Annotated in this window: 26 protein-coding genes; 13 read left to right on the top strand and 13 right to left on the bottom strand. The window is 66.6% G+C overall.

The window, feature by feature from the left end; translation table 11 throughout:
- Position 1: 1 nt before the first annotated feature.
- A complete protein-coding gene (locus ACT6UX_RS28890) occupies positions 2-1,525 on the top strand; it encodes a M81 family metallopeptidase (protein ID WP_444778610.1) in 1,524 nt (507 codons plus the stop codon).
- Here the strand turns inward: ACT6UX_RS28890 and ACT6UX_RS28885 are convergent.
- Together ACT6UX_RS28885 and ACT6UX_RS28880 are read right to left on the bottom strand one after the other, a co-directional pair.
- The gene (locus ACT6UX_RS28885) at positions 1,513-2,133 is read right to left on the bottom strand and encodes a hypothetical protein (protein WP_444778609.1); all 621 of its coding nucleotides are present in this window, start codon (positions 2,131-2,133) and stop codon (positions 1,513-1,515) included. The two genes, ACT6UX_RS28890 and ACT6UX_RS28885, sit on opposite strands and share 13 nt — an antisense overlap.
- Positions 2,120-2,983, bottom strand: coding sequence for a response regulator (locus ACT6UX_RS28880; RefSeq protein WP_444778608.1), 864 nt, complete (start codon positions 2,981-2,983; stop codon positions 2,120-2,122). The genes ACT6UX_RS28885 and ACT6UX_RS28880 overlap by 14 nt, the downstream gene beginning before the upstream one ends.
- Positions 2,984-3,128: 145 nt before the next feature.
- On the opposite strand from ACT6UX_RS28880, the gene ACT6UX_RS28875 reads away from it, so the two are divergent.
- On the top strand, positions 3,129-4,025 hold the full coding sequence (locus tag ACT6UX_RS28875; protein ID WP_444778607.1) for a fructose bisphosphate aldolase: 897 nt from the start codon (positions 3,129-3,131) through the stop codon (positions 4,023-4,025).
- Between the two features lie 19 nt (positions 4,026-4,044).
- Positions 4,045-4,437, top strand: coding sequence for a hypothetical protein (locus ACT6UX_RS28870; RefSeq protein WP_444778606.1), 393 nt, complete (start codon positions 4,045-4,047; stop codon positions 4,435-4,437).
- On the opposite strand, the gene ACT6UX_RS28865 is transcribed toward ACT6UX_RS28870, so the two are convergent.
- The 6 genes from ACT6UX_RS28865 to ACT6UX_RS28840 all read right to left on the bottom strand — a co-directional run bounded on the left by ACT6UX_RS28865 (position 4,424) and on the right by ACT6UX_RS28840 (position 7,884).
- Entirely contained in the window at positions 4,424-5,011 is a 588-nt protein-coding gene (locus tag ACT6UX_RS28865; protein WP_444778605.1) for a hypothetical protein, read from the bottom strand. The two genes, ACT6UX_RS28870 and ACT6UX_RS28865, sit on opposite strands and share 14 nt — an antisense overlap.
- A gap of 102 nt (positions 5,012-5,113) precedes the next feature.
- A complete protein-coding gene (locus tag ACT6UX_RS28860; RefSeq protein WP_444778604.1) occupies positions 5,114-5,851 on the bottom strand; it encodes a C40 family peptidase in 738 nt (245 codons plus the stop codon).
- Positions 5,852-5,971: 120 nt separating this feature from the next.
- The gene (locus tag ACT6UX_RS28855) at positions 5,972-6,196 is read right to left on the bottom strand and encodes a hypothetical protein (protein WP_444778603.1); all 225 of its coding nucleotides are present in this window, start codon (positions 6,194-6,196) and stop codon (positions 5,972-5,974) included.
- 157 nt (positions 6,197-6,353) lie between these two features.
- The gene (locus ACT6UX_RS28850) at positions 6,354-6,653 is read right to left on the bottom strand and encodes a hypothetical protein (protein WP_444778602.1); all 300 of its coding nucleotides are present in this window, start codon (positions 6,651-6,653) and stop codon (positions 6,354-6,356) included.
- A 221-nt stretch (positions 6,654-6,874) separates the two neighbouring features.
- Positions 6,875-7,390: a response regulator gene (locus tag ACT6UX_RS28845; protein WP_444778601.1), complete on the bottom strand. Its 516-nt coding sequence runs from the start codon at positions 7,388-7,390 to the stop codon at positions 6,875-6,877.
- Between the two features lie 41 nt (positions 7,391-7,431).
- A complete protein-coding gene (locus ACT6UX_RS28840) occupies positions 7,432-7,884 on the bottom strand; it encodes an Hsp20 family protein (RefSeq protein WP_444778600.1) in 453 nt (150 codons plus the stop codon).
- A 205-nt stretch (positions 7,885-8,089) separates the two neighbouring features.
- Between ACT6UX_RS28840 and ACT6UX_RS28835 the strand changes: the two genes are divergently transcribed.
- Both ACT6UX_RS28835 and ACT6UX_RS28830 read left to right on the top strand, forming a co-directional pair.
- Positions 8,090-9,262, top strand: coding sequence for a sensor histidine kinase (locus ACT6UX_RS28835; RefSeq protein ID WP_444778599.1), 1,173 nt, complete (start codon positions 8,090-8,092; stop codon positions 9,260-9,262).
- Positions 9,263-9,412: 150 nt separating this feature from the next.
- Positions 9,413-9,790 (top strand): response regulator, encoded by a 378-nt coding sequence (locus ACT6UX_RS28830; protein ID WP_444778598.1) that lies wholly within the window; start codon positions 9,413-9,415, stop codon positions 9,788-9,790.
- Between the two features lie 6 nt (positions 9,791-9,796).
- Here the strand turns inward: ACT6UX_RS28830 and ACT6UX_RS28825 are convergent, their stop codons facing one another.
- Genes ACT6UX_RS28825 through ACT6UX_RS28815 form a run of 3 tightly spaced genes read right to left on the bottom strand, consistent with a single transcriptional unit; the run spans position 9,797 to position 11,821 of the window.
- A complete protein-coding gene (locus tag ACT6UX_RS28825; protein ID WP_444778597.1) occupies positions 9,797-10,474 on the bottom strand; it encodes a class I SAM-dependent methyltransferase in 678 nt (225 codons plus the stop codon).
- Positions 10,471-11,367, bottom strand: coding sequence for an NAD(P)/FAD-dependent oxidoreductase (locus ACT6UX_RS28820; RefSeq protein WP_444778596.1), 897 nt, complete (start codon positions 11,365-11,367; stop codon positions 10,471-10,473). The genes ACT6UX_RS28825 and ACT6UX_RS28820 overlap by 4 nt, the downstream gene beginning before the upstream one ends.
- Positions 11,357-11,821, bottom strand: coding sequence for an Rrf2 family transcriptional regulator (locus ACT6UX_RS28815; protein ID WP_444778595.1), 465 nt, complete (start codon positions 11,819-11,821; stop codon positions 11,357-11,359). Before ACT6UX_RS28815 ends, ACT6UX_RS28820 begins: the two co-directional genes overlap by 11 nt.
- Before the next feature lie 639 nt (positions 11,822-12,460).
- Between ACT6UX_RS28815 and dctP the strand changes: the two genes are divergently transcribed.
- The 7 genes from dctP to ACT6UX_RS28780 all read left to right on the top strand — a co-directional run bounded on the left by dctP (position 12,461) and on the right by ACT6UX_RS28780 (position 19,305).
- Positions 12,461-13,501 carry a TRAP transporter substrate-binding protein DctP gene (gene dctP / locus ACT6UX_RS28810; RefSeq protein WP_444778594.1) on the top strand — a complete coding sequence of 347 codons (1,041 nt, stop codon included), beginning with the start codon at positions 12,461-12,463 and terminating at the stop codon, positions 13,499-13,501.
- A gap of 74 nt (positions 13,502-13,575) precedes the next feature.
- Positions 13,576-14,118 carry a TRAP transporter small permease subunit gene (locus tag ACT6UX_RS28805; RefSeq protein WP_444778593.1) on the top strand — a complete coding sequence of 181 codons (543 nt, stop codon included), beginning with the start codon at positions 13,576-13,578 and terminating at the stop codon, positions 14,116-14,118.
- A 14-nt stretch (positions 14,119-14,132) separates the two neighbouring features.
- Positions 14,133-15,455: a TRAP transporter large permease gene (locus ACT6UX_RS28800; protein WP_444778592.1), complete on the top strand. Its 1,323-nt coding sequence runs from the start codon at positions 14,133-14,135 to the stop codon at positions 15,453-15,455.
- Positions 15,456-15,499: 44 nt separating this feature from the next.
- On the top strand, positions 15,500-17,299 hold the full coding sequence (locus ACT6UX_RS28795; RefSeq protein ID WP_444778591.1) for an adenylate/guanylate cyclase domain-containing protein: 1,800 nt from the start codon (positions 15,500-15,502) through the stop codon (positions 17,297-17,299).
- A 74-nt stretch (positions 17,300-17,373) separates the two neighbouring features.
- Positions 17,374-18,021: a cell envelope biogenesis protein TolA gene (locus ACT6UX_RS28790; protein ID WP_444778590.1), complete on the top strand. Its 648-nt coding sequence runs from the start codon at positions 17,374-17,376 to the stop codon at positions 18,019-18,021.
- A 114-nt stretch (positions 18,022-18,135) separates the two neighbouring features.
- A complete protein-coding gene (locus ACT6UX_RS28785) occupies positions 18,136-18,639 on the top strand; it encodes a hypothetical protein (RefSeq protein ID WP_444778589.1) in 504 nt (167 codons plus the stop codon).
- Between the two features lie 75 nt (positions 18,640-18,714).
- Complete coding sequence (locus tag ACT6UX_RS28780) at positions 18,715-19,305, top strand: demethoxyubiquinone hydroxylase family protein (RefSeq protein WP_444778588.1); 591 nt, start codon at positions 18,715-18,717, stop codon at positions 19,303-19,305.
- Between the two features lie 395 nt (positions 19,306-19,700).
- Here ACT6UX_RS28780 and ACT6UX_RS28775 read toward each other — a convergent pair whose 3' ends face one another.
- Together ACT6UX_RS28775 and ACT6UX_RS28770 are read right to left on the bottom strand one after the other, a co-directional pair.
- Positions 19,701-19,991 carry a hypothetical protein gene (locus ACT6UX_RS28775; RefSeq protein ID WP_444778587.1) on the bottom strand — a complete coding sequence of 97 codons (291 nt, stop codon included), beginning with the start codon at positions 19,989-19,991 and terminating at the stop codon, positions 19,701-19,703.
- Complete coding sequence (locus ACT6UX_RS28770; RefSeq protein ID WP_444778586.1) at positions 19,988-20,338, bottom strand: hypothetical protein; 351 nt, start codon at positions 20,336-20,338, stop codon at positions 19,988-19,990. Before ACT6UX_RS28770 ends, ACT6UX_RS28775 begins: the two co-directional genes overlap by 4 nt.
- Positions 20,339-20,558: 220 nt before the next feature.
- Here ACT6UX_RS28770 and ACT6UX_RS28765 point away from each other — a divergent pair.
- The coding region (locus ACT6UX_RS28765; protein WP_444778619.1) for a transposase at positions 20,559-20,816 on the top strand (258 nt) is incomplete at its 3' end.

Below are 20,816 nucleotides of genomic sequence, written 5' to 3'. Positions count from 1 at the left end.
CATGGCGAGCCGGGTCCTGATCGCGCAGTTCATGCACGAGACCAACACCTTCTCGAAGCTGCCAACCACGCTGGAGGATTATCGCCGCCAGCGCCTCGTCGAGGGCGCGGCGATCGTGCCCAACTTCACCGGCACGCGGAACGAGCTGGGCGGCTTCATCGACGCCGCGAAGACCCATGGCTGGGAGCCGGTGTGGGGCGTGGCCGCCAACACCATTCCCTCGGGGCCGCTCACGCGGGAGGCCTGGGAGCATATTCGCGACCGGATCCTCGACGCGGCGCGCGGCCGCCGTGACGGCAAGGGCGGTGTCGATGCCGTCTGCCTGTCGCTGCACGGCGCCATGGTAAGCGAGAGCGAGGACGATGCCGAGGGCGCGCTGCTCGAGGCGCTGCGCGGTGTGGTCGGGCCCGACGTGCCGGTGGTCGCGACGCTCGACCTGCACGCCAACGCCACGGCGCGGATGGCGCGCCATGCCAATGCGCTGGTGAGCTATCGCACCTATCCGCATGTCGACGGCTACGAGCGCGCGCAGCAGGCCGCCCAGCTCGTCGAGGATGCGCTGCAGGGACGCAAGAGCCCGCGCTGCCTGCTGGTCCAGCCGGCGATGCTGAAGGGCGCCGACCACGGCCGCACCACGCAGCCTGGCATCATGCGCGACCTGCTGGCCCGCGCCGAAGCCTTCGAGAAGCAGCCGGGACTGAACGTGGTGTCGATCCAGGTGGGCTTCACCTGGTCGGATATTCCGTGGGCCGGTCCGTCGATCGCCGTCAGCCATGAGCCGGGCGCGGAAGACGCCGCGCGGCAGGCCGCTGAGGCGCTGATCGCCGAGATGTGGGCGCGCCGCACCGAGTTCTCCTCGTCCTATCGCTCGATCGACGAGGCGGTGGCGGCCGCGCGGCGCGGCGGAGATCGGCCGCTGGTGCTGGCCGAGGGCACCGACAATCCCGGCGGCGGCGGCTACAACGACGCGCCCAATCTGCTGCGCGCGCTGCTCGACGCCGGCATCCCCAACGTGGCGGTCGGCACGATCTACGATCCCGGCACGGTACGGCAGGCGCTGAAGGCGGGCGTCGGCGCGCACATCGAGGTGGCGCTGGGCGGCCATACCGATCCCTCGCTCGGCGCGCCGGTGCAGGCGACGGCCGAGGTGCGTCATCTCTCTGACGGCAACTTCCGCAACGACGGGCCGATGAATGCGGGTGTCCAGGTGGCGCTGGGCGCGACCGCCGTGCTGCGCCTTGGCGAAAGCATCGACGTCGTGGCGACCTCGACGCGTATGCACACGATCGACCTCCAGGTCTTCCTCAGCCAGGGCATCGATCCGCTCGGTCGCAACGTGCTCGTGGTGAAGAGCTCGCAGCATTTCCGCGCCGCCTTCGAACCGATCGCGCGGGAGGTGATGCTGGTCGATGCCGGCGGCCTTTGCTCGACCGACGCTTCGCGCTTCACCTACGCCAAGCTGCGCCGCCCGATCTGGCCGCTCGACCCGGTCGAGGAGCCGCTCTCGGCCGCTCACATGCGATAGGCGCTTGTAACCTGGGGAACGTCGGACGGCTTGCGGGTGAAGCCGAGGGGGCCGGCCTCGGCGGCGCCCAGCCACTTCATCTGCGTCGGGCTCGTCAGATGCAGGAACACCATGATCGAGGTGTAGGGCGTGCCGCGCGCCATCGCGTTCTGCGCGATCAGCTCGTTGCAGGCCACCGACCGGCTGCGGTCGCCCGCGGTGTGACAGGAATGCAGGCCGAGCCGGCCATTGCCCTCGATCGTGCGGTGCGCACCCGACAGGAACAGGATCTGGGCGCAGGCCGAGGCGCAGGTGGCATTCGTCCGCACCACGGTGGCGACCTTTTCGCGGTCCATCACGCCGACCATGGCGAAGGCCTCGACGATCGCGCCGCCCGGACTGTCGAGCGCCAGCACTTTGTAGCCCGCAGCGTCGCGATCGGCCGATTGCAGGGCAACGCCGAGCCGCGCGGCGTCGCCGTCGGCCACCGGCCCCTGCGCCAGAACGATGCGCGTGCCGTCGGGCTCGGTCAGGACCGAGAAGGTCATCGCCTTCGCGGGCGGAGCGGTTCCCGCGATCAGCAGCGACAGGCAGAGCGTGGCGGCGAGGACAAGGTCAGACGCGCGCAAGATCGACCCTCGCCTCTTCGGGCGACGGCGCCCCGCCCTTGGAAAGCCACGCCCGTTCCTGCGTATCGACGACGTCCCTCGCGAGAATCCTGTTCATCATGCGGGCGAGATCGCGTCGTTGATAAGGCTTCACCAGCAGGTTCGCATTCGGCTTGATGTTGCCCCGCTCGACCAGCGCGTGCTCGAAGTAGCCGGACGTGAAGAGGATGCGGATGTCGGGCCGGATGGTGCGCGCCTCTTCGGCGAGCCGGCCGCCGTCCATGCCGGGCATGATGACGTCGGTGAAGAGCACGTCGATGCTCTCGTCGCGCTTCAGTATGTCCAGCGCTTCCGGGCCGCTCGCGGCGTGGAGCACCTCGTAGCCCAGGTCCTCGAGCTGGTGAACGGCCATCACCCGCACGATCTCCTCGTCGTCGACCAGCAGCACTTTGGGTGACCGGGTCGCCGGCTGCACTGCGGGCGCCGTCGCGCCGGCTCTCGTGGCCTCGAGTGCCTGCATCATGAGGCCGAAGGCCACCAGATTGTGCTGCGGGTCGCGCAACGGGATCACCACCTCGCGCACTTCGAGACCGGCCCCGTCGCGGCGCGTCCGCCGGCAGATCTCCTCGTGCCGCCCGAACCGCCGCGCCTTGGACAGCGACAGCGGCGCGCCGCCTTCGTCGAGGCTCTCGGGCGGGACGATATGGGCGAAGGGTTGGCCCACCGCATCGGCTTCCTCGTATCCCAGCAAGCCCTTGGCACCGGCATTCCAGCTCAGCACCTTGCCCTCCGTGTCGAGCAGGACCAGCCCACAGTCGCGCCAGTTGTCGACGAGGAGTTGCTTAAGGATCTCGGCGCTCGATCTATCCACTCGGCACTCCGCAGTTGAACAAGCAGCGCCTGTGAACAGCCCTGCAACCTTCTCTACGTTCGAACGTCAGAGTCGGTTTCACGCCCGGTACCGCCCTCACCGGATCGTGACGTGAACAGGGCATCGGCAGCGAAGCGAGGGCGGGATGGCGGACGATCGGGAAAAGATGCAGGACAAGGTCGCGCATGGCGCCGGTTTCTTCGCCGCGCTCGACCAGAGCGGCGGCTCCACGCCCAAAGCGCTGGCCCAGTACGGCATCGCGGCGAGCGCATATGGGAATGAGACGCAGATGTTCGCGCTGATGCATGAGATGCGCGTGCGGATCATGACCGCGCCCTCGTTCACCGGCGAGCGCGTCCTTGGCGCCATCCTGTTTGAGGGTACGATGCAGGGCACGGCTGGCGGCACGCCGGTGCCGGCGTTCCTCTGGGGGCGCGGGATCGTTGCGTTCCTCAAGGTCGATGAGGGACTGCAGGCCGAGCGGGGCGGGGTGAGCCTGATGAAGGAGATGTCCGGTCTCGAGGCGCGGCTGGTGGAGGCGGGGCGGCTCGGCGTCTTCGGTACCAAGATGCGCTCGACCATCCGGCACGCGTCGCGCGAAGGCATCGCGGCCGTGGTCGATCAGCAGTTCGAGATCGCTGAGCGGATCGCAGGCCACGGGTTGATGCCGATCGTCGAGCCCGAGGTCCTGATCGACAGTCCCGACAAGGAAGCCGCCGAGACGATGCTGCACGAGGAGCTGCGGCGCCGTCTCGACGATCTGCCCGGAGGCAGCCGGGTCATTCTCAAGCTGACCCTGCCCAGCGATCCCGGCCGGTATGTCGATCTGCTGGAGCACGAAGGCGTGGCGCGGCTGCTGGCTTTGTCGGGCGGCTACTCGCGCGAAGAGGCCTGCCGCCGCCTCGCCGCGACGCCGGGCATGATCGCGAGCTTCTCGCGCGCGCTGACCGAGGGCCTCAAGGTCACGATGAGTGACCCCGAATTCGACGCCGCGCTTGAGCGTTCGATCGCGACGATCCACAAAGCGTCGGTCAAGACGTGATGCGCGAGGGAAGCGGAGAATGGCGGCAGTCAAGGCGGGTGCGAAGGCGCGGACCGTTGGCCGGGGATCGTCCGGCGGCAAACCGGTGCCGTGGGAGCGCCTGATGAGCTGGCATCCCGGCTGCCATCTGGTGACCGGCGAGCATGAGGTCGACCGGATCGAACGGCCGAAGCTGCTCGCGCGTCTCATCGTGGCGCTGCGCGTAAAGGGCGACTGGGCGATCCGGGTCGGGCGCGACCGCGGCCGCCTGCTCGTGCAGGCCGCCTTCGAGGAAGAGAACGATGCGTTGCGCCTCACCGAGGTGCTTGGCGCGAAGCCGGTACGCCGCTACGTCGGCTGGGCCACGCAGCAGGAGTTCGAATTCTCGCCGCAGGTCGCGGAGCGGGTGCGCAAGGCGCTCATGCTGACCTAGCGACCGCTCCTTCGAGCATCCGCGCCTGCTCGTCGAGTTCGCGCGCATAATCGAGCAGACGGTCGCGATCCTCGATCTTCGACAATTCCCAGGCTAGCCGGCGCGCTTTCTCGGCGCGCTCGCGCGCGCTGGCGGCGGTGAGGGCGGGGCGGGCGACGAGGGGGCTTCCGGCGGGCGGGCGATCGACTGGCGCCTCGACTGGCACCGCGTCCTGCGGGCCGAGCCAGTTCCGCGCCGCGTCGATCGAGTCGAAGAGCTGTGCGACGCGGTCGGCCGCCGGCAACTGCATGAAGAGACGGGCGCCCTCGATGCCGCGCGGGGTCGTCGCGACGATCGCCACCGGACCGCGCGAGCCGCGGTTGCCCATCGCCCGCACATGGCCCTTGAGCATCCCGATATGGTGATCCGCCAGGTCGAGCCAGGCGTTGCGCCCGTCGAAGATTTTCCGGTAGCCGAGCGTCTTCTCGAAGACGAGCCGCGCGAAATAGCTGCCGATGTCGGTGAGCTGCAGAGCGCCTTGCGCGCGGGCAACGACCAGTCGCCGGTCGTGGTCGATTTCGAGGTCGATGTGCATGTGAGAGAGCGGTTCCGGGCGGTACGGTCGCAGGATCGCCGCGGACTATTCCATCCACCCGCCCGCCGGGCAATCCCCCGGCGCGAGTCGCGTTTCGCAGGCCTATTGCGGCGTGAGTCGCACGGCCTTCAGGTAGCGCGTGTTGTAGTAGTCGGCGTCGAGCGAGGTCACCATGACCGGCGAGCCGCGATGTGTGGCGTGCACGAACTGGCCGTTGCCGCTGTAGATGCCGACATGGGTGATGGCGCCGCGATAGCCGAACATCACCAGGTCACCCTTCTGCAGGTCGCTGCGCGCGACCGGTGTCGCCTCGCGCACCATGTCGTGCGGCATGCGCGGGATACGCTGTCCGAAGACGGCGCCGTAGAGATAGTAGACGAAGCCGCTGCAGTCGAAGCCGGTCTTGGGCGAGGTGCCTCCGTAGCGATAGGGCGTGCCGAGATAGTTCATCGCGCGTGACACGAGGCGATCGCCCCATTCGCTGGTGGCGGGGCTCGCAGCGGCCGGGGCTGCGGCGGGTCCGGCCGAGAAAGCGGCCGGGGTCACGGCCGCGGCGGGCGCTGCGGAATTGAAGCCGGCGAAATTGCTGTTCTGCTGCTGCCACCTGGCGTTCAGCTCGTCGGCCATCCGGTCGGTCGGATCGGTCGGCGCCGCCTTGACGGCCTTGACGGCGGGCTTGAGCTTGGACTTTGCCGGAACCTTGGCCTGGGCCATCGCGGGCGAAACGACACCGGTCGTTCCGATCAGGGCCGCGGTGGCCAGCATCGCCACCGACCAGGCCGTGGCCCGGGAGAGGAGGCGGGAGCGTGAGGGGATCAGGTGACCGGCTTCCAACGCCATTATCTTTTCTCCGTGTGGAACCAAAGGTGGCGGCCTGCGGCCTGCCGGGATAATGGCCGACGGAGGGCGGCCCGTCCAACAAATGTTGTAATTTTGCCACAGTAAAAATCACCACCCAAGTCATTGTTTTGTAATGATTTTCGACCATTCCGCGCGGCCTGTGAATGGTTTGACACCCTGCGGATTGGGGACTTCCAAGGCGCCGTGGCGCGGCTTCGCCGTCGTGTGGCCGCGCTCTGCGATCGAGGGCCAGCCGGCGCCGCTGCCGTTCTGCGTGATGGTGATCGTACTGGCCGACGACCTCATTCGGCGCACGATCGAAAGCGGCGAGGAGGAGCCGCGCATGCCCGCGATCTTCGACGACGATGCCTGGACCGTCTGGCTCGGCGAGGACGGCGCGTCGTCCGCGTCGGCCAGGGCGCTGCTCGAGACGATGAGGGCCCGAACTGGACCTCCGCGCCCGAACCGAAGAAGCCGCGTACGCCGCGGTCGCGATAGCTGGCTACTGGTGCATGGCGGTAGGCTCGGGCATTGCCAGCGGTGCGTTCAACTCATGCGTCGACGCCTCCAGCTCCGAGGCGAGCGCCGCCCGTTCGGCTTTCAATTCTTCGAGGCGGCGACCGAGGAAACGCCGGCGCCGGCGGATCAGGCTCAGCGCCGCCTCGTTGGCGGCGATTTCCAGTTTTGCCTTGAGGGCGTGGCTTTCATCCTGGAAGCGGGCGATCTCGCCCTTCACTTCGACGAGCCGGTCGGTGCAGTAGTGACGCGAGTGGACGAGACGTTGAGTCCGTTCGTCGGTCATCCTTGTTCCTCCCATGTGACCATCGACGCTGTGGCATCTGCAGGCGACATCGAAGTCCAGCTCTTCGTGACCCGGCTGGTTACTCCACCGGGTATCATAGGTCGGAGCATCCCGGGTTGGACAAGCCGCGAAATCGCCGGCTGCCCACGCGAAACGAAAACATTCGCGTGATCGCGCGGCGAAGGAGATGCGTCCTTCGCCGCGCCGTTCTTGACCGACCGTCAGAGTTGCGGGAACACACGCGGCCAGCTCGCCGGTGGCGGGGAGATGGCGTAGGTCAGCTCCTCGTCGGCGAGACGCCGGGCGGTGAGCACGTTCTCCAACGCCTCGAGCAGGCGCGGCCGGGAGAAGGGCTTCTCCAGGATCGGCGCGCCGGCATGGCGGGCGGGCAGCGGGTTGGTGCCATCCGCCAGGAACAGCACCGGCACGCTTGCATCGGCCAGCCGGTCCGCCAGCACGAAGGCGAGCCGCCCGACATCGGCGTCGACGATGGCGGCATTGATCCTGCCGCGGGCCAGCAATCCCTCGACGGCGGGCAAGCTGGTGGCCGGTCCGATGACGCGATAGCCCGCCTCGCGCAGGGTCCGCTGCAGGTCGAGCGCCACCACCGCCTGGTCTTCGACCACGAGGATGCGCCCGCGTGGCGTCTCTGCCACGAGGTGAGACGGCGGAGCCGCCAGGGGGAGCGAGTGAAGGGGCTTCCACTGGGTGTTCGTGGAAGCAGCTGAGCCAGTCATGCCTGTCCTCCTGTTGAACGAAACGATGGAAGGGGCGGACGCTACTGCCGGGCGATCGACGCCCGCGGCGCCGCCTTTTCGATCGCAATGACGCGCGGCTTCTTCTCCTCCGGCACTTCGCGCCGCAGGTCGACGGTCAGCAGGCCGTTGGCCAGCCGCGCGTCCACGACCCTGACATGGTCGGCGAGCTGGAAGGTGCGCTCGAAGTCACGGGATGCGATGCCGCGATGGAGATACTCCCGCTTGTCCTCGCCGCCAGACGACTTGCCGCCGATCAGCAGCTCGTTCTCCTTCTGCATGACGTTGAGCTCGGCCTCGGTGAAGCCGGCCACCGCCATGACGATCCGATAGGAATCGTCACCGGTCTTCTCGATGTCATAGGGCGGGTAGCCGTTCGTGCCGGAGCGGCTGGCGACCGAATCGAGCAGGTCGAAGACCCGGTCGAAGCCGACGGTGCCGCGATAAAAGGGTGCGAAATCGATGGTGCTGCGCATGAAGCATCCTCCGTTGAGCGATGGTTGCGACCCGGCCCCCGAAAGGCGGCCGATTTGTGCGAGCCGGTTCAGCTACCGGCAACGGATCGATCTAGAAATGCCTTTCCGCGCGTCAAGGGGCTCGTAAGAAAAATCCGGGGAAGCGCGGAACCGTTGCTCCGGCGCGACGCCGGGCACCTTTGCGTGTATCGAGCGTTCAGGACCCATGCCCGACAAGTCACCTCCGGCCAGCATGGCGGCCGATGTCGCGAAGCTCCGCCGGCACGTTCGTATCCTCGTCGAACTGGGAAGGCTCGCCGGCCAGCCCTGGACGGCGGAGCGCTTCCTCGACCAGGCGGTGGTGCAGGTCGGGCGCGCGGTGGAGATCCATCACGTCAAGATCCTGCAGTACCGTCCGGCAATGGCCGACCTGCTGATGGTCGCGGGCACGGGCTGGAGGAAGGGCGTGGTGAGGGTGGCGACGTTTCCCTCCGACCTGCGCTCGCCGCCGGGCCGGGCCTACCTGACGGCCGACCCGGTCAGCATCCCCGACTGCGCGAATGCGCCGGAATTCGTGCTGTCCGAGACGCTGCGGGAGCATGGCATCGTCTCGCTGGCGAACGTGCCGATTCTCACCGACGGCGCCGCCTGGGGCGTGCTCGAGGTCGATAGCACGGTGCCGCGCGACTTCAGTTCCGACACGCTGGCCTTCCTGATCGCGGCCGGAGCCATCATCGGCTCCACTCTGGAGCGGCGGACCGCGGTGGGCAGCGAGGCTGCCGCGCTGGCAGAGGCGGCGGCGGAGGCGCGGCGGCGCGAGACCCTGCTGCGCGAGCTGCAGCACCGCGTGAAGAACAACTTCCAGCTCATCCTTGCCTCGATCAGCCTGCAGAAGCGGCGCTTCGGGACCGGCGAGACCCATCGCGCGCTCGATCACATCGCCAACCGTATCCATGCCATTTCGCTCGCGCACGACCAGCTCTCGGCGCGCCAGGATGCGCAGATCGTCGAGGTGGCCGGTTATCTTCGCGCACTGTGCGCCTCGATGGAGCAGCAGGTGGAGAATGTCGCGATCGAGATCGAGGCCGACGACGTCGCCCTTTCGATCGAGCGTGCCGTGCCGCTCGGCTTGATCGTGAACGAGGCGGTGACCAACAGCGTGAAGCACGCCTTCCCCGGAAGATCCGGCCGGATCGTCGTGCGCCTGCAGGCCGGTATCGGGTTCGGCGAAGGTCGCTTGGTCGTCGCCGACGACGGCAACGGCTTCGAGAAGGGGGATTCCAGCGGTTCGGGTCTCAAGCTGATCGAATCGCTGGCGCGGCAGATCGGCGGCCAGGTGTCGATCGAGAGTTCGAAGAAGGGCACGTCGACCTCCGTGACGTTCCCCGTCATCGGGTGAGGCGGGCGTGCCTGCGGCGTTTCGGCTTACATTTTTGCGTACGGGAACTAACAGAACCTTCCCGTCGTTCTAGTGCCGTGTTGGGTAAGCTGGCGGCATCCGGACGTTGGGAGCGCCGGTCATTGGGGGGGCGTTGTGGAAAAGACAGCGGTGCTCGTGCTGATCGCTGAGGATCAGGCGGAAATTGGCGACATCTTGAGTGATTCGTTCAAGGATGGCGGCTACGACGTGCTGCTCGCCGCGACGGCGGAAGAGGCGCTGGCCGCGCTCGACGCCCGGGGCCAGGAAGTGCGGGCCCTCGTCACCGACATCAAGCTGGGATCGAGTACCACCGGCTGGGACGTGGCGCGGCACGCGCGCGAGCTGAAGCCCGAGATGCCGGTGGTCTACATGACGGGCTCCGAAAGCAATGACTGGCCCTCGCTCGGCGTGCCCAACAGCATCCTGGTGCCGAAGCCCTTCGCGCCGGCACAGGTCATCACTGCGGTTTCGCAGCTCCTGAACGCGAGCAACACGCCGGGCGCGTGAGCGCGATCACGCCCGCGAGACCCAGCCCCTGAACGAGAAGCCGGCGTAGAAGAGAGCCACGTCGGAGAAGCCCGCTTCGCGCTGGATCGCGGCCTCTTCCTCGCCGGACAGCAGAGGCAGGTGCTCTTCCATCATCGCGGCCGAAATCCACGCCCTTTCGAAACCGGTGCCCGGTTCGCCCGCGAAGGCCGCTGATCGCGCCAGCCACGCGGATGCCTCGCCTCCGTCCGGGATACTATGGTGCGCGACCACGAGCGGCGCCCCGGGCTTCAAGCGCCGGTGGGTCTCCCGCAGCGTATGCAGCCGCTCTTCCCGTCGCAGGAAGTGCAGGGTCAGCAGACAGGTCGCGCCGTCGAACGGCCCCGGCGGCGCACTGTCGACCAAGCCCTGCCGGAGATCGACGCGCGCGCCCAGCGGTCCCAGCACGCGACGTGCCAGCTCGATCATGCCGGCCGAAGGATCGACGCCGACGAAACGCCAGCCCGCCTGCGCCTCGGCGAAGGCCTTGAGTTCGAGACCGCCACCGGCGCCGACGACGAGCATGTCCGCCTGCGCAGGCGCACGCTCGGCCAGCAGCAGCATCGCCATGCGATGCAGGTCGGCATAGCCCGGCACCTTGTGCGGCGTGCTTGCGACATAGTTCGCGATCATGGCCGGCGCGGCGAAGGACTGCGCCGCGTTCATCCGCCGAACACCAGTGCGCGGTGGAGCGACGTGCCGGCGGTGACGCCGTCGGCCACTGCCCAGCTGACACTGTGCGGCGCGCGGGCGATGTCGCCCGCGGCGTAGAGGCCAGGCACGCTGGTCATCCTGTCGGCATCGGTGCGGATGATCGGGCCCATCGGTCCTTCGTCGATCGCGACACTGAGCTGTTCGGCGATCGGGCTGGCCAGACAGGATTGCGGCGCGACATAGAGCGCGGCGAGGTCAGCCACCCGGCCATCCTCGAACTCGGCCCCGGACAGGGCGCTGCCCTCGCCGACCAGACGGTTCACCCTGTCACGTTCGACCGTCACGCCGTGGCGCGCGAGCATCTCCATGCTTTCGGGCACGAGGTCCGCGCCGTTCAGGAACAGCGTCGTCGGCCCCCATTCGGCGACCAGGCAGGCCTGGTGGACCGACATCGGCGTGCGAAAGAGCACCCCGAGCGGGCGGTCGCTGAATTCGAACCCGTGGCAGTAGGGGCAATGCAGCACCGTCCGGCCCCAGCGTTCCTGCAGACCGGGGATCGGCTGCAGCTCGTCGCGCAGCCCGAAGGCAAGGATCGCCTTGTGCGCGGCGATCTCCCCACCCGCCGCGAGCGAGACCGCGAATCCGTCGTCGCGGACGCTTGCATCCGAGGCTTCGCCCTCGATGAAGGTGACGCCGGGATAGGCGGCGAGCTGCGCGCGCGCCCGGGCGAGGATCGATGACGGATCGCTGCCGTCCGACCCGAGGAAACCGTGCGACGCTTCGGCGAAACGGTTGCGCGGTCGTCCAGCATCGATGACGCACACGCGCCGCCGCGCGCGGGCGAGGTAGGTGGCGGCGGCGAGGCCGGCGAAGGCGCCTCCGATGATGACGGCGTCATGCTGCATGGTTTTTCTCCAGGTCGGTCGATCCGCCGCGTCGGGCGAGTCGTTTGTGAAAGTCGGCGCTCAGCGCCGCGAGGGTGAGCGCGCCGAAGCGGCGCAGAAGCAGCGCTTCGGCTTCGTCGAAGGCGTCGCCGAGGGCCGCGTTCACCGCCTGCTCAACGAGGCAGCCGGGCGCCTCCGTGCGGTTGCCCATGGCCAGCAGCGCGGGCCGGCCGAGCGCTTCGTAAACGTCGCGCAGGGTCACGGCGCGAAGATCGCACGCGATCGTCCAGCCGCCGCCATGCCCCTTCTCGGACTGAACGAAGCCGCGCTCCCGCAAGCCCGCCATGAGTCGGCGGATCACCACCGGATTGGTGCCCATCGCGCGCGCCAGCATCTCCGAGGTCATCGGATCCGGGTGCTCGGCCATGTGCAGCAGGACGTGGAGCACGCCCGAAAGTCGGCTGTCTCTTCTCATGAAACTTCATATGTTACGTATGCGGTCCACTTTCAAGCCCGTCCGGCTCGGCGAGCGAGGTCACGGTGCTGACGCCGCACCCGAGCGTCGACCTGATGCGTCTGGGGCAACCGCCGATCCTGCACGCGATTGCCGACCCCGGGCAGGCCGCGTGCCGGATTCCTGGCGGATAAACGAAACAAGCGAAATAAACGAATCAAACGAAGCCAACGTCGCACCCCCTGAATCGGGCCCGATCGTCCAAGGAAGACCGTGCGGATACCGGCTGGCGGCAGAGGCGGGAGGAGGCCAGCTTCTGTCCACCTCTGATCGGTCGGACAGGACGACAGCGGGCGATCGGCGCGGTCGACCGGCTTGAACGCCTGGCACTCAGGAGGTCCGTTGCCGCGTTGGGATGACCGCGCGTTCTTGCGTGCGCTCCCGCGTCCGATGCTGCGACCGAGGGTTGCCCGTCGACGATCGCTGGCGGCCGCCATCGGCAACATACGTGCGTTTCGGCGGACGTGGCGAAAAAATGGCATGCGCGTATCGGTGGTGATCGTTCGCCGGGTTCGCCATCCCGCGTCGATTCACATCGATTGACTCGATGGTGCGAGGCGTGTCTCATCGAAAAAAAGCACAACAACAGTGGAGGCAAGAATGACCAACGAAGACAGAAAGGTCCTTCGTCGAAACCTGCTTGCGGGTTCGGCTGCGGTGCTGGCGGCGCCGGCGATCGTCGGTCCGGCGCTCGCGCAGGACAAGGTGACGTGGAAGGTGCAATCGCACTGGCCGAAGGCATCGGGCTCGTTCAACGACAGTCTCGTGGCGCTCGGCAAGGAACTCGACACGCGCACCGGCGGGCGCTTCAAACTCGAGACGTTCGGCGCCGGCGAGATCGCGAAGGATCGCGAGATCTACAACATCGTCCGCCGCGGCGTCGTGCCGATGGGCACGATCTCGCCGTCCTACATCCTGGGCGAAGCCCAGGCGATGGGCCTGTTCTACGGCGTGCCCGGCACGCTGCGCGAGACCTGGGAGATGCTGCAGCTGACCAAGAATCTCGGCATCGAGAAGCTGGTCAACGACGAGCTGGTGCCGAAGGGCGTACTGATCAAGGCCGAGAAGGCCTATCCGACCGAGGTGGTACTGCGGCGGAAGATTGCCTCCGCGGCCGACCTCGGCTCGCTCAAGGTCCGTTCGACCGGCTCGATGCTGGAATATCTCGCGGCGGCGGGCGCGTCGCCGCAGCAGATCGCTGGCCCGGAAATCTACCAGGCCATCTCGACCGGCGTCGTCGACGGCGCCCACTGGGGCGCGGCAATCGGCGCCCTGTCGATGAAGTTCTGGGAAGTCGCGCGCTTCCACATGAAGCCGGCGCTCGGTATCACCAACGACGCCTGGATCGTGAACAAGGCGGCGCTCGACAAGCTGCCCGCCGACCTCAAGCTGCAGTTCCTCTCGCTGCTCGAGGAGCGCTACTTCCTGCGCTCGGTCGAATACCTCCAGCAGGAGGCGATCGCCCTGAACACCGGCAAGGCGAAGATGAACGTCGAGGTCGTGCGCTGGCCCGACGACGTGCTGAAGAGATTCGCCGACGCCTCGACCGGCATCCTGAAGAAGGAAGAGGCGAAGGGCGAGATCTCCGCCAAGGGTGCCAAGGCCCTGATCAAGCTGATGACCGACCTAGGTTACGTCTGAGCCTCGAACTCGTGGAGCGGCGGCATCCGTGCGGGTGCCGCCGTGTCGTGGCCGTTGAACCGACAGGTGTCAGGATGCTCAAGATCGCCGGCGCGATCACCCGCCTCAACGTCTGGATCGCTAGGGTCGCCGCCTGGCTGATCATCCCGATGTTCCTCCTGCTGATGGCCGACGTGATCATGCGATACGTGGTCGGCAGCGCCGAGATCTGGACCGCCGAGTTCGCCCAGTTGATCTTTGGCGTTTATGCCGTGATCTGCGGCGGCTACCTGCTGGTTGAGCGCGGGCACGTCAACGTCGACATCATCTACGGCCGGTTCAGCCGGGTGGCGAAGGCCAAGGTCGACCTTGCCACCTCGTTCCTGTTCTTCCTGTTCCTCGGTGTCCTCATCTGGCAGAGCGCCGACATGGCGTGGGAGTCGGCGGAGAAGCTCGAACGGTCGAGCAGCATCTGGAATCCGCACATCTGGCCAGTCAAGCTCGCGATCCCGATTGCCGGAATTCTGCTGCTTCTGCAGGGGCTGGTACGCATCGCCTCCGACATCCGCACGGTCATGGGGCTCGAGAACGATCCCGCGATCTTCGGCAAGCAAGCCACCGACGAATCCTCTCACTGATCGGAACGAGCCCCGTGTCTGTCGAACTCGTCACCCTGCTGTTCTTCGGGTCGCTGCTGCTGTTCCTGTTCATCGGAACGCCGCTCGTCTTCACCCTCGGCGGCATCTCCTGCATCTTCCTCTATTTCACCATGGGGTCGGTCGGCTTCTACATCGTGGCGTCCAAGTTCTGGGACTCCATGATGAGCTTCACGCTGATCGCCATTCCCATGTACGTGTACATGGCGATGCTGCTGGAGAAATCCGGTGTGGCGCAGGACCTCTACCGCATGATGCACGTCTGGTTCGGGGCGATGCGCGGCGGCCTGGCGATCGGCACGGTGGCGATCTGCGCCATCTTCGCGGCCATGAGCGGCATCAGCGGCGCCGCCGTCGTGACCATGGGCACGATCGCCCTGCCGCGCATGCTGGAGCGCGGCTACGACAAGCGGCTGGCCATCGGTGCGATCAACTGCGGCGGTGGCTGGGGCATCCTCATTCCGCCGTCCATCCTGATGGTGCTCTATGCGCTGCTGACCGAGGTCTCGGTGGGCCGGCTGTTCGCCTCCGGCATCGGGCCCGGCATCCTGCTGTTCGTGCTGGTGACGATCTACATTGCCGTGCGCGCCTGGCTGCAGCCGTCGCTGGCGCCGGCGCTGCCGGTCGAGGACCGCGGCGATTGGGGGCTCAAGATCGCTTCGCTGAAGGCGGTTTTCCTGCCACTGCTGATCGTTGTCCTGGTGCTGGGCGCGATCTTCGGCGGCTTCGCGACGCCGACCGAAGCGGCGGCGCTCGGCGTGTTCGGCGCGCTGGTCGCCTCTGCGGTCCATCGCAAGCTGTCGATCCCGGTTCTGACGGATGCGGCGATGCAGACGCTGCGTCTCACGGCGCTGATCATGTGGATTCTGTTCGCCGCCCATGCCTTCTCGACGGCCTATACGACGCTGGGCGCGAACGAGCTGATGAACCACTTGATGTCGCTCATCCCGGGCGGCCAGTGGGGGGCGCTGGCCTTCATGCTCCTCGTGCTGCTGCTGCTCGGCATGGTGCTCGATCCCGTCGGCATCATGCTGATCACCCTGCCGGTCTTCCTGCCCGTGGTGGAATCCTACGGCTGGGATCCGATCTGGTTCGGCGTGATCTTCATCATCATGATGGAAATCGGCTACATGACGCCGCCTTTCGGCTTCAACCTGTTCTACCTGAAGGCGGTGGCGCCGCCGGACGTGACGATGAGCGACATCTACTGGTCGGTCATCCCTTACGTGCTGGTGACCTTCGTCGGCGTGCTGATCCTGATCGCCTTCCCCGACATCGCGCTGTACTTTCCCAATATGTTCTTCGGCGTGTCGAAATAGGGGCCGCGTACCCGCTCTCCGGGGCTCGGGGCAGGGGGTAGTCGATGGGATTGAAGCGCAAGGTCGGCGTCTTCCTGTTCGCCGTCATGGTGGCGGTGAGCCTCGGCGCGACGGTGGTGGCTTCGGTCGCGATGTACCGGCTGGTCTCGCAGAAGCAGGACGCCGAGATTCACCGGTTGGAGGCGAGCCTCTCGGACCGCTTCGCCGTCTTCGAGCGGCTGCTGCGTTCGCAGCACGCGGAGATCGTCGCGCACATGGAGAAGGTGCTGCCGGAGATCGCGGCCGAGCTCGACCGCACCGGCCGGACGCCCGCCGAGCTCACCGTCGCCGACCTCGATGCGCTGACCCGCAAGTACGGCGTGCAGCACATCTACTTCGTCGATCGCTCGCACAGGGTCTTCCAGACCAACCTTGCGAGCGACATGAACCTGACCTTTCCCGAAAGCAGCTTCACGCGCTTCCTCGATACGGTCTACGGCTCGAACAAGGTGATGAGCGACGGCATCGACCTGTCCAGCCTGACCGGCACCCTGCGCACCTACAGCTACTTCGGCCCCGCCGGAAAGGACTACATCATCGAGACCTCGACGGAGGTGCGCGCCAGCCTGGCGGAGGGAAATTTCGGCTGGATGGGCACCTACTTCTTCCAGGATCTGTTCGCCGACGCGTTGCACTCCAATCCCTACCTGAAGGAAGTCGACGTGTTTCTCGTCACGCCGGCGGGCGCGTGGTCGCTGCTGCATATCGGCCAGAAGCTCGACCCGGCTCTGGTCGAGCGCCTGATGGAGGTGCGTCGCGAGGAAGTGCCCGCCGGCGGCGGCCGCTATCTCACCGTCTACAGCGGCGAGGAGACCGCGGCCGGCACGCAGGCCGGTCATCCGGTGTCTTCCAAGTTCGTCATCCGCAAGATCACCTACGACACCGGCCTCGCGCGGCAGGCTGTCCTGCAGGTGCTGCTGAGTTCGATCGTCGTGCTCGCGATCATGCTGCCGCTCGTGTTCTGGATCGCCTCGCGCCTCCTGCAGAGGCAGCTTCTCGATCCGCTGTTCAGCCTGCGCGGCGAGGCCGGCGCCATCGCGGCCGGCGACCTCGACCAGGCCATCGCCAACACCGGCCGCGTCGACGAGATCGGTCAGCTCGCCAGCAGCTTCGCCTCGATGCGCGATGCGGTGCGGCGCACGATCCTCGATCTCAAGCATACCAACGTCTCGATCGAGCGCTTCGTGCCGCAGGCCTTCCTGTCGATCGTCGGCAAGCCGTCCGTCGCCGATGTCGAGCTGGGCGACAACCGGCGGCGCACCATGAGCATCCTGTTCTCGGATATTCGCGGCTTCACCACCCTGTCGGAACGGATGACGCCCGACGAGACCTTCGCCTTCATCAACACATATCTGGAGCGCATGGGTCCGGTCATCCGCGACCACCATGGCTTCATAGACAAGTATATCGGCGACGCCATCATGGCTCTGTTCACCAATGCCGACGATGCGTTGCGGGCCGGGCTCGCCATGCTGGCGGCGCTCGACGGCTTCAATGCCGAACGGCGCGCCGCCGGCCTCGAGCCGATCGAGATCGGCATCGGTATCAACACCGGTTCGCTGATGCTGGGTACGATCGGCGAGAAGCATCGCATGGACGGGACCGTCATATCCGATGCCGTGAACCTTGCGGCACGGATCGAGGGCCTGACCAAGGACTATGCCGCGCCGATGCTGATCTCGGAATTCACCTACCGGGAACTGTCGGACCCGGAGGCCAGCGCGATCCGTCCGGTCGACGTGGTGGTCGTGAAGGGCAAGACCCGGCCCGTCGCCATCTATGCCGTGAGCCCGCGCCCGGCATAGGACCGGCGCGGCCCGCCGGCCGGCAACCGGCGCGAACCCGGAGCGTTTTCTGCGGCTCCACGGGGGACGAGCGGATGGCACGGAAGCTGAAGGCCTTCACGACGTCGGCGGGCTTCTTCGATCTTGCGGTGTCGGCGCCGTCGATGAAAGCGGCGCTCGAAGCGTGGGGCGCCGGAGCCAACCTGTTTCACCAGGGTTTTGCCCAACAGACGGACGATGCGGCCATCGTGAAGGCGACGATGGCGCGGCCGGGCGTCGTTCTGCGGCGGCCGGTCGGCACCGATCAGCCCTTCCGGGAGGGGGCCGAAGCGTCGGAGGAGCCGTTCGAGGGCGAGGTCGCGAAGAAGCCCAAGGCCGGGAAAACCAAGGCTGCGGCGCCGAAGCGCGGCCCCGTCGCGGAGACGCCGGCCAGCCGCAAGGAAGAGCGTGAAGCCGCGCGCGCCTTCGAGAGGGAACGCGAGCGTCGCGAACGCCGGGAACGGAAGGAGGCGACGGCCCGTCGCACGGAAGCGGCGCGGCGGGATCGCGCCATTGCGACTGCGACGGCGGGGCTCGAAAAGGCCGAGGCGCGCCACGGAGCCGCCGTCTCGGAGATCGAGCGCGCCCGCGCGGCGCTGGACGCAAAGGCCGAGAGAGAAGCAGAGCGCTGGCGACGCGAGCGGGAGAAGCTCGAGGACTCGCTGCGCCTGGCCCGGGTGTCGCGTCACCTGCGGCCAGTTTAATTCGGCTGCAACCTTTTCTCCGGTCCCACGTTTTCCCGGTCGGCTCGAAAAGGGGAGAAGGATGAAAGGGCCCGTTACACTCGTATCCCTGTGTCGTTCCGCGAGAGGCGGCCGATGAGCGGCGCCCGTGGCCGGCGGCTCGACTGGTCGGCCTTCTTCCAGTCCGTTCCGGAGCCGCACGGCATCCGCATCCGCCTCGCCACGGCCGATGCGTCGTCGCCGGCGGCGGTAACCGCTGAGAAGAGGGTACTCCGGCTCATTCGTTCGAAACTGGACGCCGAGCGGTTCGCGCTCCGTCGCTCCTTCGCGACCGGCCCCACGATCATCGAATGCGTTTTCGAATCCGCCGCTGTGGCGGACGCACTTGCGCATGAGATGGGCGCCGAGCCGGCAGACGGGGTGCCGGGTTGGGCCACCGCGCGCAGACTCGTCGCCGACGAGCGGACGCTGCGGCAGCTGCTGAAGCAGGGGGCCACCCTGTCGCACGAGGCGCCGCAGCCGAACGAGGTAGTTGTGCCGCGACAGGACCCGGTCGTCGAGGCGAAATCGCGGCTGCAGCGCATGTCGCTGGAGGAGCAGGCCGCGGCGCTGTTCAAATCGATGATGCAGGTGCCCTGACGGCCATCGCCTGCGCCATGCAACGTTGGAGCGCCCGAGCCATTACGCCGCCACAAGCCAGGATGGAGGCGTGAGATGAATATCGAACAGCGCAACGAACTGCTTCAGCAGATGCTCGAAACCGAGATGGGCGGGGTCAAGGTCTATGAGACGGCCTTGACCTGCGTGCTCAACGACGAGTTGAAGGAAGAGTGGCAGAAGTATCTCGATCAGACGAAGCGGCACGTCGAGATCGTGACGACGCTGATGTCCGAACTGGGCGTCCCTCCGGCGGAGACGCCCGGCCGCGAGGTCGTCCGACACATCGGCGGTTCGCTGGTGGCCGCGATGAAGCTCGCCAAGGGGACGGCACCGCCGGAAGCGGCGGAGATCGTGGCCTGCGAGTGCGTGGTCCACGCCGAGACCAAGGATCATTCGAACTGGGAACTGCTGACCCTCTTTGCCGAGGCCGCGCGCGGCACGGAGAAGAAGGCGATCCAGGCGGCGCTCGACGAGGTCGAGGATGAGGAGGACGAGCACCTCTACCATTCCAAGGGATGGTGCCGTGAGCTGGCGATTGCTTCGCTTGGCATGAAGGCCGTCCTTCCGCCGCCGGAAGAGCAGAAGGACGTCAAGACCGCGATCGGCGCCTCACGCGCCGAGATGGCCCGCAAGGAGCTGCTGTAGAACCGTGGTGAAGCCCGCTCGTCGAACGGCGCGCAACTTCAATCACCGGGCCAGATGTCTCGTGTAGCGCCGCATCGAGTATTTGCGCTTCACATGCGACCGGATCTCGCGCGAGGCATCGCGAGATGGTGCACCTTCCGCATCATGTGAACATGATCGCGAGCGGGGGAAGGGAGTCTCCAGTCTTGGGGCGGCGCGGCAAACTGTATGCGAGGATCAGGACCAGCCTTACGGCGACCATCCCCTTCATCGCATGAGAATGAAGCTTATGGGCTTGCGCGCCACGGGATTGCCGCTGAAGCCGCGATGCGCATCGATGGCGGAGTAGACGAGAGTGTCTGTCAGGATCGCGCCGCCAGCTCTATGCTGGCGGCGCGATGTGCTTTGGTGGCGGATCAGCCCTTCTTGGCCGTTGCCCGCTTGACCCTATAGTTTTGAAGGTAATCACGCGCCTGCAGTTTGCGTACTTGCAACTCCAGCAGCTCGACCTCCCCACGAAGTGCGGCAATGTCGATATCGGGTTTCTTGACGGGCTGGTCTGCCATCTTCATCTCCACTTGTTGCTTTTCAACGGGCTCAAAAGGCTTTTCGCCGGACACGGGTTCAGACGATGTTCTGGCGGGAGCTTTTTCGGCAGACGTCCGCTTGAACAGTCTTCCGACCTGAAAACGGCGGGGCTTCTTCATTTCATTTCCGCAACGCGCAGCTCTTCGGCGCGAGCACAGGCTTCTGCTGCGCCCTTGTATTGCTTCAGATCGAGATAGGCTCGCGCCAGAAATTCATAGTGTGCCGGCTTCCTGTAGTCGCCCTTGGCGACGATCCTCAGCAGGTGGCGGGCCGCCGAACGCTGCTGGACTGCGACGAGAGCCCGAACCGCGAGACAAGTTGCCTCGAGCCGAACGGCGCGGTCGGTCTTCATGGTCGCGATCTGTTCGTAGGTTCGCGTCGTCTCGTCCCAATCGCCGCGAGCAAACGACTGACGAAGTTCGCCGATCAATTGCTTGCCGAGTTCGACTTGTTCCTCTTTGCTCACCGTATACCCCCAAATTGATAACAGTCTCATGAAGCTGCACTACGTGCGGCAACAGGCGATCTTTCCGACAGTTCTCTGCCATCGATCGGCCGCATCTTGCGGGCCAGAAAGGTGTTGCTGTCGCGCGATGCTTGGACGTGGTCTAGCAGGCTGTTGAAAAAGACATCGCAGCGATCATTGGAAGATGATTCACTGATCTGAGAGTTCAGACGGGGCGATGATGCGCGGATCGGATGAGCGTCTAGGATCGCTGTTCAGCTATGTGGATCTGGAGGCTCGGGTTCGCGTGGATCATCCACTGCGGACGGTCCGGGAGATAGCGAATGCGGCGTTGGCCGATCTGACGGGGGAGTTCGCGGCGCTGTATCCGGCTCGCCTGGGTCGGCCGTCGATTGCGCCGGAGCGTCTGTTGCGGGCGATGCTGCTGCAGGCGTTCTATGGCATCCGGTCGGAACGGCAACTGATGGAGCGAATGGAG

Origin of the sequence: Reyranella sp., assembly GCF_052439685.1 — a bacterium.
Taxonomy (GTDB): Bacteria; Pseudomonadota; Alphaproteobacteria; order Reyranellales; family Reyranellaceae; genus Reyranella.
The sequence above is the reverse complement of the archived record's forward strand: the minus strand, read 5'-3'. Positions and strand labels throughout refer to the sequence as shown.